13 protein-coding genes are annotated in these 15,285 nt (G+C 63.5%); 3 read left to right on the plus strand and 10 right to left on the minus strand.

Annotated features, from left to right (window positions below):
• Positions 1–8: 8 nt before the first annotated feature.
• The 6 genes from FJ867_RS05525 to FJ867_RS05550 all read right to left on the minus strand — a co-directional run bounded on the left by FJ867_RS05525 (position 9) and on the right by FJ867_RS05550 (position 6,216).
• Positions 9–1,394, minus strand: a complete 1,386-nt coding sequence (locus FJ867_RS05525; protein ID WP_140816734.1) for an aldehyde dehydrogenase family protein — start codon at positions 1,392–1,394, stop codon at positions 9–11.
• 30 nt (positions 1,395–1,424) lie between these two features.
• A complete protein-coding gene (locus FJ867_RS05530; protein WP_224646438.1) occupies positions 1,425–1,829 on the minus strand; it encodes a type II toxin-antitoxin system VapC family toxin in 405 nt (134 codons plus the stop codon).
• 8 nt (positions 1,830–1,837) lie between these two features.
• Positions 1,838–2,290 carry a hypothetical protein gene (locus FJ867_RS05535; RefSeq protein ID WP_140816736.1) on the minus strand — a complete coding sequence of 151 codons (453 nt, stop codon included), beginning with the start codon at positions 2,288–2,290 and terminating at the stop codon, positions 1,838–1,840.
• Between the two features lie 61 nt (positions 2,291–2,351).
• Positions 2,352–3,722, minus strand: a complete 1,371-nt coding sequence (locus tag FJ867_RS05540) for a glutamine synthetase family protein (protein ID WP_140816738.1) — start codon at positions 3,720–3,722, stop codon at positions 2,352–2,354.
• Positions 3,723–3,821: 99 nt separating this feature from the next.
• Positions 3,822–5,378 carry an amino acid permease gene (locus FJ867_RS05545; RefSeq protein ID WP_140496309.1) on the minus strand — a complete coding sequence of 519 codons (1,557 nt, stop codon included), beginning with the start codon at positions 5,376–5,378 and terminating at the stop codon, positions 3,822–3,824.
• A gap of 19 nt (positions 5,379–5,397) precedes the next feature.
• Positions 5,398–6,216 carry an N-formylglutamate amidohydrolase gene (locus FJ867_RS05550; RefSeq protein WP_140816740.1) on the minus strand — a complete coding sequence of 273 codons (819 nt, stop codon included), beginning with the start codon at positions 6,214–6,216 and terminating at the stop codon, positions 5,398–5,400.
• Between the two features lie 143 nt (positions 6,217–6,359).
• Here FJ867_RS05550 and FJ867_RS05555 point away from each other — a divergent pair, with 143 nt between their 5' ends.
• The 3 genes from FJ867_RS05555 to FJ867_RS05565 all read left to right on the plus strand — a co-directional run bounded on the left by FJ867_RS05555 (position 6,360) and on the right by FJ867_RS05565 (position 11,746).
• Positions 6,360–7,184: a MurR/RpiR family transcriptional regulator gene (locus FJ867_RS05555; RefSeq protein WP_140496311.1), complete on the plus strand. Its 825-nt coding sequence runs from the start codon at positions 6,360–6,362 to the stop codon at positions 7,182–7,184.
• A 279-nt stretch (positions 7,185–7,463) separates the two neighbouring features.
• A complete protein-coding gene (locus tag FJ867_RS05560) occupies positions 7,464–8,618 on the plus strand; it encodes an efflux RND transporter periplasmic adaptor subunit (RefSeq protein ID WP_140816742.1) in 1,155 nt (384 codons plus the stop codon).
• On the plus strand, positions 8,615–11,746 hold the full coding sequence (locus FJ867_RS05565) for an efflux RND transporter permease subunit (RefSeq protein WP_140816744.1): 3,132 nt from the start codon (positions 8,615–8,617) through the stop codon (positions 11,744–11,746). Before FJ867_RS05560 ends, FJ867_RS05565 begins: the two co-directional genes overlap by 4 nt.
• 55 nt (positions 11,747–11,801) lie before the next feature.
• On the opposite strand, the gene FJ867_RS05570 is transcribed toward FJ867_RS05565, so the two are convergent.
• The 4 genes from FJ867_RS05570 to FJ867_RS05585 are packed head-to-tail and all read right to left on the minus strand — an operon-like array spanning position 11,802 to position 15,169.
• A complete protein-coding gene (locus tag FJ867_RS05570; RefSeq protein ID WP_140556527.1) occupies positions 11,802–12,209 on the minus strand; it encodes a GtrA family protein in 408 nt (135 codons plus the stop codon).
• On the minus strand, positions 12,206–13,027 hold the full coding sequence (locus FJ867_RS05575; protein WP_140671422.1) for a ChbG/HpnK family deacetylase: 822 nt from the start codon (positions 13,025–13,027) through the stop codon (positions 12,206–12,208). Before FJ867_RS05575 ends, FJ867_RS05570 begins: the two co-directional genes overlap by 4 nt.
• Entirely contained in the window at positions 13,024–14,010 is a 987-nt protein-coding gene (locus tag FJ867_RS05580) for a glycosyltransferase family 2 protein (RefSeq protein WP_140816746.1), read from the minus strand. The genes FJ867_RS05575 and FJ867_RS05580 overlap by 4 nt, the downstream gene beginning before the upstream one ends.
• Positions 14,003–15,169, minus strand: a complete 1,167-nt coding sequence (locus FJ867_RS05585) for a glycosyltransferase family 87 protein (protein ID WP_140496317.1) — start codon at positions 15,167–15,169, stop codon at positions 14,003–14,005. The genes FJ867_RS05580 and FJ867_RS05585 overlap by 8 nt, the downstream gene beginning before the upstream one ends.
• Positions 15,170–15,285 lie beyond the last annotated feature (116 nt).

Raw genomic sequence — 15,285 nt, forward strand, 5'->3', positions numbered from 1 at the left:
TCAAAAAATCAGATGGCTTCGCGCAGGTGGAAGGATTTCGGCCGGGTCAGGTTGTCGTAGCCGATGGCGGACAAGCCGGCCCCCTTGCCGGTGTCCTTGACGCCGGTCCAGACCAGCGCCGGGTCGAGGTAGTCGCAGCGGTTCATGAACACCGTGCCGGTCTCGACGCGGTCGCCGATCGCCACCGCATGCTCGGTGTCGCGCGTCCAGATCGAGGCGGTCAGGCCGTAGGGGCTGTCGTTCATCAGCGCGATCGCCTCCTCGTCGTTGCGCACCTTCATGATGCCGACGATCGGGCCAAAACTTTCCTCGCGCATGACGCTCATCTGGTGGTCGACGTCGGTCAGTACTTCCGGCGCCAGATAGGGCGAGCCGGCCTTGTCTTGAGCCACCTTCATGTTGATATGCGCCTTGGCGCCCTTGCGCAGCGCCTCGGCCTTCTGCTCGCGGATCAAGTCGGCGAAACGGGCCTGCGCCATCGGCCCCATCGTCGTCGCCTGTTCGAGCGGGTTGCCGACGACATAGTTCTTCGTCTCGGCGATGAAGGCTTCGACGAACTCGTCATAGACCCTTTCATGCACATAGACGCGTTCGATGCCGCAGCAGCACTGGCCGGAATTGTAGAAGGCGCCATCGACCAGATTGGCGACCGCATGGTCCATCTTGGCGTCGGGCAAGACATAGGCAGGATCCTTGCCGCCAAGCTCCAATCCGAGCGTCATGAAGGTGCCCGCCGCCGCCTTTTCGATGGCGCGGCCGCCGGCGACCGAGCCGGTGAAATTGACGTGGTCGATCTTGCCCGAGCCGAGCAATCTTTCTGTCTGGGCATGGTTCAGCACGATGTTCTGGAACACGCCCTTGGGCAGGCCGGCTTTGTCGAAAGCCTGTTGGAAACGCTCGCCGACAAGCAGCGTCTGCGCGGCGTGTTTGAGGATGACGGTGTTGCCGGCCATCAGCGCCGGCACGATCGTGTTGACCGCGGTGAGGTAAGGATAGTTCCACGGCGCGATCACCATGACCACGCCGAGCGGATCCTTCTTCACATAGCGGCGGAACCCGTCCTTCGGATTGGAAGCCGGGACCGATTTCAGCGCCGCCTCGGCGATCTCGACCATATAGCTGGTGCGTTCCTTGACGCCGCCGAACTCGCCGCCATAGCGCACCGGACGCCCCATCTGCCAGGCAATCTCCGGCACGATTTCGTCGGTCATGGCGACCAGCGTTTCGAGCATCGCCAGCATGTACTTGCCGCGCTCGACGATCGGCGTCCCGGCCCACTTCTCCTGCGCCGCTTTGGCGCGCTCGACAGCGGCATTGACCGCCTGGTCAGTGGCGATCGGACGCTCGGCATAGACCGAACCATCGATAGGGGATTTGAGTTTCACGATTTCCAAGAAGATGTCTCCATATCGAAAGGCAAAGCGTCAGCAGGCAAGGGCGCGAACATGCCCCGCTCTCGCATAATCCAGTATCGACTGATCGCGCGTCACGAGCGTCAGATCGAACGCCCGTGCCGTCGCGATCAATATTCTATCTGCCGGATCGCCGTGAAGCGATCCGGGCAAGAAGGACGATTCAATCAACAAGCCCGGCGAAAGAGCCTCCACCTTGATGCCTGGCGTGGCGATCACTTCCCCAAAAATGCTTGTTGGCGACTTTGCTGCCGCCAATCGGCCCTTGGCACTCAGCAGGCCCAATTCCCAGGCCGAAATGGGGGAAACCCGGATCTTCTCGTCAACAGCCGCGGCGGTATTGATCGCAATCTTGGCTTCCGGCCTGATCGGCTCGTTCAGCGCTATCCATATGATCGCACACGTGTCGAGCAGCAACCTATGCGTCACGGCTGCACATCAGGCTCAAAAGCCGGCCTAGTGTAATCATGCCCTGGGCAAAGCGTAACCTTGCCTGTCCATATGCCGAAAAGCGGATGGTCGATATTTTCCCGTGGACGTTCGTAGCTAGCCTGCGCTGGCTCCGCCATTCCCGGAGGAGTCTTGTCCATGGTAGCCATGTTCGGCTTTCGATAGCCCTCGGGCCATCCCTCCAGTTTAAAATCCACGCGTTCGTTCGCAAGGTCGACATGGGACGCCCGATAGTTTGCGCGCAACCAGGCGCGTGCCTGGCTGTGCCCGTTCGGGCTGTTCGCCCACCATTCCTCCCGCTGTCGCGCCGACGGCGGCAAGCGGCCGCCTATTATTTGCTCAATCTCCGCGAAGCTCATGGACATATGGCCTTGGCCCGAGAACAGAAGATGCTCGAAAAGCGGATGGTATTTGGTTCCTTCGGTCATCGCATAAATCTAGTTCAATCCGCGTTTCCGATCAAGGTAAGGGTAGTAACTTACTATCTTTCTAGTGTCGCTCGAACCCCCTGTGCAGTTCCCAATCCGTAATGCGGCGGTCGTATTCGAACTGCTCCCATTTGGCGGTGTGGACGTAGTGTTCGAGCACGTCCTCGCCGAGCGCCTGTTTCAGCATCTTCGACTTGGCCAGCGTGTCGGTGGCGTCGCGCAGCGTCTTCGGGATCTCCGGCAGGCGCGAGGCCTGATAGGCGTCGCCGACGAAGGGCTTTTGCAGCTCCAGCTTCTCGTCGATGCCGGCAAGGCCGGCGGCGATCAACGCCGCGAAGGCGAGATAGGGGTTCAAGTCGGCGCCGCCGATGCGGCATTCCATCCGGATGCCCTTGGTGCCTTCGCCGCACAGGCGGAAGCCGGCGGTGCGATTGTCTTCGCTCCACATGATCTTGGTCGGCGCGAACGTTCCGGCCTGGAAGCGCTTATAGGAATTGATGTAGGGCGCCAGGAACCAGGTGAACTCCTTGGCGTATTTAAGTTGGCCCGCCGCCCATTGCTGGCCGAGGCTCGACAGCGTCCAGTCGGCTTGTCTGTCGAAGAAAAGCGGCGTCTTGCCGTCGGCGCTCCAGAGCGAATTGTGGATGTGGCTGGAATTGCCGGCGAGCCCGTAATTGTACTTGGCCATGAAGGAAATCGCCTTGCCTTCGGATTCGGCGATCTCCTTGGCGCCGTTCTTCAGGATGACGTGGCGATCGGCCATGTCGAGGGCCTCGGCATAGCGCACATTGATCTCTTCCTGACCCGGCCCCCACTCGCCCTTCGAGTTCTCGATCGGGATGCCTGCCGCTTCCATCTCGTTGCGAAGCCGTCGCATGACGCCTTCTTCCTTGGTGGTGATGCCGATCTGATAGTCGCCGATATAGGGCGAGGCGGTGTCGAGGCCCTGCCAGTGCTTCTTGCGGGCGGAATCGTAGGTCTCGCTGAAGAGGTAGAATTCGAGCTCGGAGGCGAAATAGCCGATATAACCGCGCTCCGTCAGCCGCTTGACCTGCTTCTTCAGGATGGCGCGCGGGGAATGCGGCAGGTCGTCATGGGTGTGGTGATCGAGCACGTCGCAGATCACGAGCGCTGTCTTTTCCAGCCACGGAATGCGCCGCAGCGTCGCGAGGTCGGGCTTCATGACGAAATCGCCATAGCCCTTCGACCAGCTTGCCGCCTTATAGCCGGGCACCGGCTCCATATCGATGTCGGCGGCCAGGAGATAGTTGCAGCCATGCGTCTCGTCATGCGCGGAATCGACGAAGTACTGGGCCAGGAACCGTTTTCCCGCCAGCCGTCCCTGCATATCGACGATGCAGGCCAGCACCGTGTCGATCTCCCCGCCGGAAACCGCTTTCTTCAACTGATCGAACGAGAAATTTCCGGCCATTCCTTTGGCGCTCCAGTGCTTGTCATTTTGGGCTTGTCGATTTCGAAGGGTCGAAGCCATGGCCGGCGATGCGCGGGCCATGGCTGTGAGATGCTGGCCTCAGTGGCCGGTTTCGCCGACGGCCTGCTCAGCCGCCTTGATCGCCGCTTGGCGCGCCGCGATGATGTCGCCGAGCGGCGGACCCTGGAAGCGGTTGCGCTCGAAGGCAAACCAGACGATCGCGGTCAGGATGAAGAAGCCGACGGTGATGTAGAGCGCCCAGTCGTTCGGCGGCTGGATGCCAATGACGAAGATCAGGATCATCGACACGATCGACAGGACCGCAAACAGCATGAACACGCCGCGCCCCATGTTCCACGGTCCCATCTTGTCCCATTTGGGCGTGCCCCAGGCCAGCATGCCGAGCACGATCGGCACGGTGAAGGACAGGAACAGGAAGATGACGGTGCAGGACACCACGATGGTGTAGGCCGAGGTGCCGGCGACCGAAACCAGCGTCGAACCCCAGACGAACAGCACCGACAGGATCGATGCCGTCCAGATCGCGGCCACCGGCGTGCGGTAGGTCGGGCTGACCTTGGCCAGTGCCGACGAACCCGGCAGGCCGCCGTCACGCGAGAAGGCGAAGATCATGCGCGAGGCTGAGGTGACGGTGGCGAGGCCGCACAGCAGCTGAGCGATGAACACGACGAGGTAGACGAACTCCTTGAGGCCAGGGCTGACGCGCTGGTCGAAGGCCCAGAAGAACACGTTCCAGCCTTGCTTGGCGGCATCGTCCATGTTCGGGATCATCAGCACGAAGGCGGCCAGGAACAGATAGCCGAAGACCGCCGACCAGATCACCGACATGACCATGGCGCGCGGCACCGAGCTGGCCGCCTTGATGGTCTCCTCGGACGTATGCGCCGAGGCGTCGTAACCGGTGATGGTATAGATCGGCAGCAGGAGGCCGAGCGCGAACACCCAGGCATTCGAAACCGACGGCCAGACGCCGCCTCCGGCATCGCCGGAGTAGTTATGGAAGGTGAACAGCCGGCTGAAATCCCAGGTTTCGGCGGAGAGCAGGCAGACCACCGCGATCAGGATCGAGCCGAAGAAGATGAGGTAGCCCGAGAAGTCGGTGAGCTTGGCCGTCAGCTTGATGCCGAGATGGTTGATCAGCGCCTGGGCGCCGGTGATGATGACCAGAAAGATCATCTGGTTGGTCAGCGTGCCTTCGATGCCGAGCGCCGGTCCGAAGGCGCCGATGAAGAACGTCCAGGTGCCGACATTGATGGCGCCGAGCACGGTGATCAGGCCGAGCAGGTTGAGCCAGGCCGTGACCCAGCCGGTGCCGCGGTTGCCCAGGATCGAGCCCCAATGATAGAGCCCGCCGGCCGTCGGATAGGCCGAGCTGATCTGCGACATGGCGACGGCGAACGTCAACGAGACGAAGCAGCCGACCAGCCAGCCGATGCCGATGCCGATGCCGCCGGCGCCCGACGTTGCCTGCGCCAGCGAATTGATGCCGCCCGACAGGATGCAGATGATGGAGAAGGAAACGGCGAAATTCGAAAAGCGGCTGAGGCGCCGCTCCAGTTCCTGGGCGTAGCCCATGCTGTGGAGGACCTTGACGTCCTCCGCCTTGTCAACTTCGGTATATCCAGGTGCTGCCATTTTTAGTCCCCTTGCGTTCTCAGCTAGCCGATTGAACTGACTTTCCCGTTGCGTGTTCCCTGGCGCCCCTGGTCTCCTCGGGCTCTAGATCCGAAAAGATGCCTGTGAGCAAATCCGCCCATTTCCGCTGCCCGGTCTCGCCGGAGATTTCATCGTTGCGGATTTCGATCATCGCGCAGGGCAGCCCGCGCGGGCGCGCATGGCGTTCCAGCGTGAAATAGACGCGGTCGGCCGGCGAATAGGGTTCGTTGACGCCGACGGTAATGCCGGCAAGGTGCCGCAGCGCCGATATCAGCGGCGCCGCCAGCCGGCGGTCGTCATCGTGGATGATGCCGATATGCCAGGGCCGGTCTCGGCCTTTGTAGACCGGCGTGAAGGAATGCACCGATACCAGCCGCGTCTCCTGGCCGCGCGCCAGCCTGTCTTCGACAATATGCTCGATGGCGCTATGGAACGGCTGCCAGGACAGGGCGACCCGCGCCGCGCGCTGCTTTTCCGACAGGCCGGTGTTGCCCGGTATGGCTGTGGTTTCGCTGACCGGCGGCACCAGGTCCGTCGCGTCAAGCGGCCGGTTGCAGTCGATGACGAGACGCGAAATGCAGGTTTCGACCAGCGTCGCATCGAGCGCCTGCGCCATGCGCAGCGCAACCGGCAGCGCGCCCGGGTCCCAGGCGATGTGACGCGACAGGTCCTCGGCGGTGAGGCCGAGCGTGCCGAATTCGGCGGGCAGGAAATTGGAGGCGTGGTCGCAGGTGAGCACGAAGGGACTCGATCCGCCCGGGTTGGTCACCCTTACGGCATCAGGCGATGCAAGGCTGGCGGGCCGTGCTTTCTCCATAGTCTGCGGTCCCCGGGGAGCGCTGTATCGTATGTTACGTATTTTGCCTCATTGCGTCCCTATGGATGATTTCATACAGTTTGCCCGGCTTTGTCAAATGCGATTTGGGGAAAACACCGTCGGCCGGGCCATGGATGGGAAAGATGATTTCCAGTATTGCCGAATTGATCGCCGACCGCATCGGCACAATGCCGGCCGGCGAGCGGCGCGCGGCCCAGACGCTGATAGCGAGCTATCCGATGATCGGTCTGAAGACTGTCGCCGAATTCTCGTCCGCGGCCGGCGTGTCCTCGCCGACGATCCTGCGTTTCGTCGCCAGGCTCGGCTTCCAGAACTATCCGGAGTTCCAGTCGAGCCTGCAGGACGAACTGGCGGCGCAATTGCAGTCCCCCGCGACCCGCACGCTCAATCCGCCCTTGCCCGGCGGCACGGCGTCGCCGATGCTGGAGGCAACGCTCGACAATATGCGCGAGACGTTCCGGCACCTGTCCGACAAGCAGCTTGCCGACATCGCGTCCCGCCTCGCAGAGCGTCGCGGCAAGACATTCCTGATCGGCGGCCGCTTCACCGATCCGCTGGCGCGCTACATGGCCGCCCACCTTGCCATCATCCAGCCTGACGTCATTCACCTCGCCGGTCAGGAAAGCATGTGGCGCGACAGGCTGATCGACATGGGCAAGCGCGACGTGCTGGTCATTTTCGACATCAGGCGCTACCAGGACAGCCTCATCCGCTTCGCCGAGAAGGCGCATCAGCGTGGCGTGCAGATCGTGTTGTTCACCGACCAGTGGCTGTCGCCGATCGCCCGCTTCGCCCGTCACGTCATCGCCGGGCGAACCGCCGTGCCTTCGGCGTGGGACTCCTCGGCGGCGCTCTTCGTCGTCGCCGAAACGCTGATCGGCGCCGTCACAAGGCAACTCGAGGCCGACGGCGCCCGGCGCATCCGCGAGATGGAAGGCCTGCGTTGATGCAGCCCGGGATAAGTCTGGAACGATTTCGGTCCGAAACTGGCGTCGGGGCGGCATAGCCACCGTTGTAATCTCGAAAGCCCGGCTCGAAGTGAACTAAAAAATCAAAACGGCACGAACACCGGCAACGTTACGCATATTTAATGTGCGCGGACACTGAAGAATTGTCATAAAGGCACGATATCGGGGGCTTGCTTCTTGCCTTAGAATAGCCCCGCTGCGTCTGCTTATTTCGGGAAACCGGTGGACGGAAGGATTGTTTTCCCAACCGGAGTGCCGATGGCCGCCTGGAAACAGATACTTTTCGCCCTTGTGGTGCTGGTGGTGGCGGTTGCCGCCTGGCTGCGCTTTTTCCCGGGCGCGCCGGACGTGCTGGCGCGCTGGGGAATAGACTGGGCCTACGCGGCAACGCCTCCGGCTGAAACCGGCGCCGGCACGAAATCCGCTGGCGGCGAGCGAGCCCGTCAGGTCAACGTCGTCGTCGTGCCCGCTATTTCCGCGACCATAAACGATCGGCTCCAGGCCATCGGCACCGGCCGCGCCAATGCGTCGGTGACGGTCAACCCCTACTCCTCCGGCCGTCTCGCCGAATTGCTGGTTTCGTCCGGCACCCATGTCGACAAGGGACAGGTCATCGCGACCCTTGATTCCGAAACCGAAGTGATCGCCCAGGACCGTGCCCGGCTCGCGCTTCAGGACGCACAGGCCAAGCTCGACCGGGTCAGGTCGCTGCGCGCCTCCAATGCGGCGACACCGGTCGCCGTCGCCGATGCCGAAGTGGTGCTGGCCGGTGCCAAGCTGGCGCTACAGGATGCGGAACTCGCCCTGCACCGCCGGTCTGTTCTCGCCCCGATCTCCGGCACGGTCGGCATCCTGCCGATCTCCGCCGGCAATTATGTGACCAACCAGTCGGCGATCGCCACGCTCGACGACCGTTCCTCGATCCTTGTCGATTTCCTGGTGCCGGAGCGCTTCGCCGCCGCCGTCAAGATCGGCGCGCAATTGTCGGCGACGCCGATCGCCAACCCCGGCAACAGCTATACCGGCACGGTTTCGGCCATTGACAACCACATCGACGAGAACAGCCGTACGCTTCTGGTCAAGGCGACGATCGCCAACCCGGCCGATTCGCTGCGCGCCGGCATGTCGTTCGCCATCACCATGAAATTCCCTGGCAAGACTTACCCCGCCGTCAGCCCGCTGGCGATCCTGTGGGGCTCGGAGGGCGCTTACGTCTGGGCGGTCGAGAACGGCAAGGCCAAGCGGGTGCCGGTGCGCATCATCCAGCGCAACACCGAAACCGTGTTGATCGACGCGGAACTGGACAGTGGCGACATGGTGGTGACCGAAGGCACCCAGAGCGTCAGCGAGGGCGGCGAAGTCCGCATCGCCCGCGGAGAGCAGCGCGCCGCGAACGCGGCCGAAGGCTCATGACCGGAGCCGTCAACGCCGCTAGCGAGACCGGCTTTACCGCCCTGTTCATCCGCAGGCCGGTCATGGCCTTGGTGCTGAATGTCCTCATCGCGGTCGCCGGCCTCGCCGCCTTCTATGGCGTCGAGATCCGCGAACTGCCTGACGTCGACCGCGCCGTCGTCACCGTTTCCACGACTTTCGAAGGCGCGGCGGCCGAAACGGTCGATCGCGAACTGACCGATACCATCGAGGGAGCTGTTGCCCGCGTTTCCGGCGTCAAGTCGATCTCCTCGACCTCCTCCTTCGGCTCGAGCCGCGTCACCATCGAATTCAACGACGGCGTCGATCTCAATGTCGGGGCCTCGGATGTGCGGGATGCCGTCGGCCGCGTCGCCAACCAGATGCCGGAAACGGCCGATCCGCCGCGCATCGTCAAGGCCGACGCCAACTCCGACCCCGTGATGCGCCTGGCCGTCACCTCCGACACCATGTCGGTACAGGACATGACCGTTGTGGTCCAGGACCAGATCGAGGACGAACTGGCTGCCGTTCCAGGCGTCGCGGACGTCCAGGTCTATGGCGACCGCGACAAGATCTTCCGCATCGACGTCGACCAGAACAAGCTCGCCAGCCTGGGCTTCACCGTCGCCGACCTCAGGACCGCCCTTGCCTCGGTCGCCTTCGATTCACCCGCCGGCTCGATCACCACGACCAATCAGGACCTGATCGTTCGCACCACGGCCGATGTGACGACGCCGGAAGAATTCGAGAACATCATCATTGGCGGCACGACGCGCATCCGCGATGTCGCCACCGTCACGCTCGGCCCCGACATCGGCCAGACCACGTTGCGTTCGGACGGCAAGACCGGCATCGGCATCGGCATCATCCGCCAGGCGGAATCGAACACGCTGGATATCTCCACCGGCGTCAAGGCCGCCGTCGAGAAATTGCAGGCAAACCTGCCGGAAGGCATGTCGATCAAGGTCACAAGCGACGACGCGGTGTTCGTCAACGGCGCCGTGCACGAGGTGGAGATCGCGCTCGCGCTTTCCGTCTCCATCGTTCTGGTCGTCATTTATGCCTTTCTTCTCGACTGGCGCGCCACGCTCATTCCGGGCCTGTCGATGCCCGTCGCCATGATCGGCACCATTGCGGCGATCTATCTCGCTGGTTTCTCGATCAACATCCTGACGCTGCTGGCCCTGGTGCTGGCGACGGGGCTTGTCGTCGATGACGCGATCGTCGTTTTGGAAAACATCGTGCGGCGGCGCAATCAAGGCATGGGGCCGCGTGCCGCCGCCGTGCTCGGCGCACAGGAGGTGTTCTTCGCCGTCATCGCCACCACCCTGACGCTGGTTGCCGTCTTCGTGCCGATCTCCTTCCTGCCGGGCCAGACCGGCGGCCTGTTCCGCGAATTCGGCTTCGTGCTCGCCATGTCGGTGCTGTTGTCCTGCGTGGTCGCGCTGACGCTTTGCCCCATGCTTGCCTCGCGCATACTGTCCAGTGCCGCCCTCCACCACGAGGGCGGCAACGGCGTCGGCGCACGCATCGGCGGCGCGCTGAACGCGGCCTATCGGCGCAGCCTGCATGTCTGCCTCGATGCGCCGTGGATCGTGGTGCTGGTGGCGCTGCTGTTCGCCGGCACCGCATTCGCGCTGTTCGGCACCATCCGCCAGGAATTGACGCCGACCGAGGATCGCGCGGTCGTGCTGCTTCGCATCAGCGCCCCGCAAGGCGTCAGCCTCGACTACACGACGCAGCAGATGCAGAAGATCGAAAAGCTGATCCAGCCGCTGCGCGATTCCGGCGAAATCGTCAGCACTTTCGAGAGTGCTGGCCAGAACGGCGCCTATAATTCAGGCTTCATGGTGATGACGCTGGCGCCGTGGGACGAGCGCAGCCGTAGCCAGCAGGAGATCATGGCCGAGATCAGCCAGCTCACCCGCCAGGTGCCCAGCGTGCGCATCTTCCCGGTGCAGCCCAACAGCCTCGGCATCCGTGGCGCCGGCAACGGCCTGCAGTTTGCGCTGGTCGGCAACGACCGCAAGGCGCTCGGCGACGCGGCCGTCAAGATCATCGCCGAGATGCAGAAGGATCCGCGTTTCCAGACGCCACGCCTTTCCATCGACCCAACGCAACCGCAGCTTTCCGTCGCCATCGACCGCGAGCGCGCCTCCGATCTCGGCATCGACATCACCGGGCTGGCCAACACCATGCAGGCCATGCTCGACGGCAACGACGTCGTCGATGTCTACATCGCCGACCGCAGCTACGGGGTGAAGCTGGTTTCGACCACCAACCCGATCAACGATCCGACCGACCTGGAGAACGTCTTCCTAAAGACGGCTGACGGCCGTTTCGTGCCGATGTCGACCATAGCCACGCTGACCGAGCGTGCCGTGCCGCCCTCGCTGTCGCGCGAGCAGCAGCAGCCGTCGGTGGCGATCACGTCCAACCTCGGCGGCGATTTCGCCCTCGGCTCGGCCCTTACGCGCGCCGAGGAGATCGCAACGCCGCTTCTGCCGCCGGGCAGCCGCATCGTGCCATTGGCCGAGGCGGCGACACTGGGTGAGACAAACAGCGCCATGGTCACCATCTTCGGTTTTGCCCTGGTCATCATCCTGCTGGTGCTTGCCGCGCAATTCGAGAGCTTCGTCAGCGCCATCATCATCATGGCGACAGTGCCGCTCGGCCTCGCCTGCGCCATCTTCGCGCTTCTGCTCTCGGGCACCAGCCTCAACGCCTATAGCCAGATAGGTCTGGTGCTGCTGGTCGGCGTCATGGCCAAGAACGGCATCCTGATCGTCGAATTCGCAAACCAGCTGCGCGATCGCGGACTGGGCGTGCGCGAGGCGATCGAACAGGCCTCGACCATTCGCTTGCGCCCGGTGATGATGACAATGATCTGCACCGTGCTCGGCGGCGTGCCGCTGGTGCTGGCGGCGGGCGCCGGCGCCGAGGCCCGTATCGCGCTCGGCTGGGTGATCGTCGGCGGACTGGGGCTGGCCACCGTCTCGACGCTGTTCCTGACCCCCGTCGCCTATCTCTTGCTCGGCCGCTTCGTCACGCCGAAGACCCACGAGGAGGCGCGGCTGAAGCGCGAACTCGAGGAAGCCGCCTACACCGATGTGGAGCCGGCTGAATAGGGAAATTCCAGGAGACCGTGTAGCGGGTCCGGAATTTTCGTGGGGAAACAGCCTGCTATTTCAAGAGACGGCCCTCGATCGACCAGCGCGCGGCGAGGAAATTCAGCACCGCCGCCACAACCACCCCGCCGATCTTTGCCGGCCACACGCCGACGACGCCGGCGAACAGCGCGATCGCAAGGCTGGAGACACCAAGCGAAATCAGCGCGCCGAGCGAGGCGAAGCGAAGAAAGGCATGATGCAGCCGGATGGTCGGATCGCGCTCGAACGACCAGAAGCCGTTGGCCGCGAAGGAGAAGGTGACGGCAATGAACCAGGACGCAACGTTGGCGGGCAGCGGCGGCACGTGCAGCTTGAGCAGCAGAAAGAAACCGGCAAGGTCGATGGCCGTGTTCACCAGGCCGACAATGGCGAAGCGGATAATCTTGTTGCCGGTCGAACGCCGGGACTGATCGGCACTCATGCTGTGCCGTCCATGATGCCGACACGCGCGCGAGCCAGGTTTGCGCCGAAATGATCGGAGGCGAGAACCGCGAATTCGACTTCGCGCACATCTTGCATCGGGTCGCGTGCACGCAACGTCTCGTCGACATGCCCGGGATGGCACATGAACAGTCCCTCTTCCGGCAGGCTTTCAACGGCGGTTTGCAGGGCGGGCGCGAACTTTTCCGGCTGCCGCCAGTCATAGATGCCGGCGAGCGGCGCCCTCACGGTGAAGCCGGCGCGCCGCATGGATCGGTTGAAACCAGTTGCCAGGGCGGCGATCGCCGCAATTTTCGATGCCGCCGCTCCGCTGCCGGCCAGTGCCGGCGCGCCGCGCAGCCACGGTCTGCCGGCATCTCCGGCGAAACGCCCCCGCAGCCATTTGCGCACGACAGGCAGGAAATGCACATGCTGGTGGCCGTCGATGAAATCGGGCCGGCGCCCGAGCGCCTCGACGAAGCGGCCAAATTGGGCGTCGAGCTCGGCATGGACGTCGCAGGTCTCGATGCTGCCGCGCAGGATCGGCAATGCCAGCGAGCGGAGCGGCGGCAGCCGGCCTTCCGGTGCCAGGCTCGACGGGCCGGTCACGGCCGGCTGGTCCGTCAAGGTCAGATGCAGGCCGACGGCGACCCGGCCGCACAGCGGCTTGATGCGTTCCGCCTCCCCCGGCCATTCCGCGAAACCGGTCATGCAACCGGTGCCCGTAAGCCGCCCGCGATCGAGCAGGTCGAGGATCGCCGCCGAGACGCCGGGCGCCAGGCCGTAATCGTCGGCGATCAGGCGGATGCCGCGCATCATGCCCCGGGAACGCCCGGCGCCGACCTGGCGGGAACATCGCTGCGCACGATATCGCGCACGATGTAGACCGGGCGATCCTTGCTTTCGCTGAGGGTGACCCAGACATATTCACCGATCAGCCCGAGAAGTGTCAGGTTGAGGCCGCCGAGCAACACTACGGCGACCAGCAGGCTCGGATAGCCTGGAACGGCAATGCCATAGAACAGCACCTCGAAGAGCACTTTCGCGCCGTAGACCGCGCCGGCAAACGCCGCAAGCAGTCCGCTGAGGCTGATCAGGCGCAGCGGAATCACCGAAAAGGACGTAAACCCCTCTAACGAAAAGGCGATCAGGTTGAGCCGGCTCCATTTCGACTTGCCGCTGGCGCGGTTTTCCGGCGAATAGGATATGGCCTTCTGGCGGAAGCCGGCCCAGGCGAACAGGCCCTTGTTGAAGCGCCTTTTGTCGCGCAGGCTGGTCAATGCGCGCGCCACGGTGCCGCGCATGACGCGAAAGTCGCCTGCATTCTCGGGAATATCGAACCGCTGGCTGCTGTTGATCAGGCTGTAGAACAGTTTCGCCAACTGGCTGCGCCGCCAGCTTGCCCCGCGCCGGTCGTTCTGCGCGTAGACGACGTCGACGTCCGGATTCTCAGCCAGCTCGACGATCATCTTCAGGCTGGTCTCCAGGGAGTGCTGCAGATCCGCGTCCATGACAAGCACCATGTCGCCCCGCGAGTGGTCGAGGCCGGCGAGCACGGCGACCTCCTTGCCGAAATTGCGGCTGAGGCGCACGATTTCCCAGGATCCCGAAAGTGCCTGCGAAAACCGCCCGGCGCTATCGTCCCGGCTGCCGTCGTCGACCAGGATCTTGTGGACTTGCATGCCGAAGCGGCTCGACACCGCCGCCTCGAGCGCGTCGAGCAATGCCGCGAAAGCCGTCGCCGATTGCGCCTCGTTGAAGAACGGCGCCACGATATCGAGTCTCGGGGGCATCTCAGCCATGGGCGACAGGCTCCACATTCACCAATTTTTGTCGCGCCTTGGCCCAGAACCACCATATCAGGAAGCAGGCGATGAAAGTGACCGTGATCGGCCGAAACCAGGGATAGAGAAAGTCATGCATGTGGCGCTCGACACCGGTCAAACCTGTCAGGAATAAAGTCATGGACAGCACGCAGGCCAGGACGCCACCTTTTTCTTCGCGCCACAACAGGGCAATGGCAAGGCCGGCGGGTACCGCGATCATCGCATAGGTGTTGGGCTCGACGCGCGGGTTGAAGACGCACATGTAGAAGGCGGCCGCCAGGAAGATCGCGAGTCCGGCCGCTCCTTGTTCGAGCTTGCGGTCGAACCAGAGCACGATCGAGAGCGTCAGCAGGCCGATCACGACGCGCACCGCCGTGGCAGCCGAATCCGGAACGGGCAGCCCCATCTCGATAAAGGGCGCGGTGAAATCGGTAGGAACAAAATGGCTGGTCTTGTCGACGGCCATCGACGTCAGCATGCGGGCGAAATCGCCATACTGCTCGTTCAGGTAGCCGGCGGGAGCGAAAGCGTAGGGGATGGCGAGCACGAACAGCACCGCGAGCACCAGCACCGGTATCAGCCGCGGGCGCAACGCCCCCACCAACAGCAGCATGATGATCGCGGTCGGCTTGGCCGTTATAGCAAGCGAGGCCCAGAAAAAGGTCTCCGCACGCCGTCCTTCCAGTGCCGACAGGGTCAAGAGCCAGCAGGCGCCGGTCAGCAGGATTGTCGCCTGGCCGTTGCGAATGGCGCCCAGTGTCATCGGCAAAGCGAGAAAGAGGCCGAAGGAAAGCAGCCAGGTCTGCTCCTGTCCGCCCAGCTTGCGCACCTGCCGCGCCGCGGCAAGGGTGAGAACGGCGAAACCGAGGGCATGCCAGACCAGCCCGCCAAGATGCGGTCCCAGATTCAAGAACGGAATATAGAGCGCGGCGAAGGCGGGCGTGTAAAGGTATCCCATCTCGGACTCGAGGTCGTAGAGCGGCCGGCCGGCGAGAAACTCCACACTGCCATATCTGTAGGCGTGCAATACGGTGCGCGCATCGGGCGACCACAGGACCAGGCCAAGCACGACCGCGAATGCCCCGATCCACAGGCCAAGCCCCAGGCGGTCGAAAACCGGTTTGGAAATCCTCACCAAGCACCCCACACCAATCCGGAACAGGCCCGGTCCGGCACTGTCCCAGCGTTCATTGGCGGCGGCATATCACGGACAAAGCGGGGTGGCATAGGGGGATCGAACGGCGTGGCCGC

The sequence above is a fragment of the Mesorhizobium sp. B2-5-3 genome (assembly GCF_006441005.1).
In the GTDB taxonomy this organism is placed as follows: domain Bacteria; phylum Pseudomonadota; class Alphaproteobacteria; order Rhizobiales; family Rhizobiaceae; genus Mesorhizobium.

What these genes read in the sequence shown, in the direction of transcription:
- FJ867_RS05545 (WP_140496309.1), bottom strand. Translation starts at nt 5,378, where the DNA reads ATGGCAGCACCTGGATATACCGAAGTTGACAAGGCGGAGGACGTCAAG.
- FJ867_RS05565 (WP_140816744.1), top strand. Translation starts at nt 8,615, where the DNA reads ATGACCGGAGCCGTCAACGCCGCTAGCGAGACCGGCTTTACCGCCCTG.
- FJ867_RS05570 (WP_140556527.1), bottom strand. Translation starts at nt 12,209, where the DNA reads ATGAGTGCCGATCAGTCCCGGCGTTCGACCGGCAACAAGATTATCCGC.
- FJ867_RS05535 (WP_140816736.1), bottom strand. Translation starts at nt 2,290, where the DNA reads ATGACCGAAGGAACCAAATACCATCCGCTTTTCGAGCATCTTCTGTTC.
- FJ867_RS05560 (WP_140816742.1), top strand. Translation starts at nt 7,464, where the DNA reads ATGGCCGCCTGGAAACAGATACTTTTCGCCCTTGTGGTGCTGGTGGTG.
- FJ867_RS05580 (WP_140816746.1), bottom strand. Translation starts at nt 14,010, where the DNA reads ATGGCTGAGATGCCCCCGAGACTCGATATCGTGGCGCCGTTCTTCAAC.
- FJ867_RS05550 (WP_140816740.1), bottom strand. Translation starts at nt 6,216, where the DNA reads ATGGAGAAAGCACGGCCCGCCAGCCTTGCATCGCCTGATGCCGTAAGG.
- FJ867_RS05540 (WP_140816738.1), bottom strand. Translation starts at nt 3,722, where the DNA reads ATGGCCGGAAATTTCTCGTTCGATCAGTTGAAGAAAGCGGTTTCCGGC.
- FJ867_RS05575 (WP_140671422.1), bottom strand. Translation starts at nt 13,027, where the DNA reads ATGATGCGCGGCATCCGCCTGATCGCCGACGATTACGGCCTGGCGCCC.
- FJ867_RS05555 (WP_140496311.1), top strand. Translation starts at nt 6,360, where the DNA reads ATGATTTCCAGTATTGCCGAATTGATCGCCGACCGCATCGGCACAATG.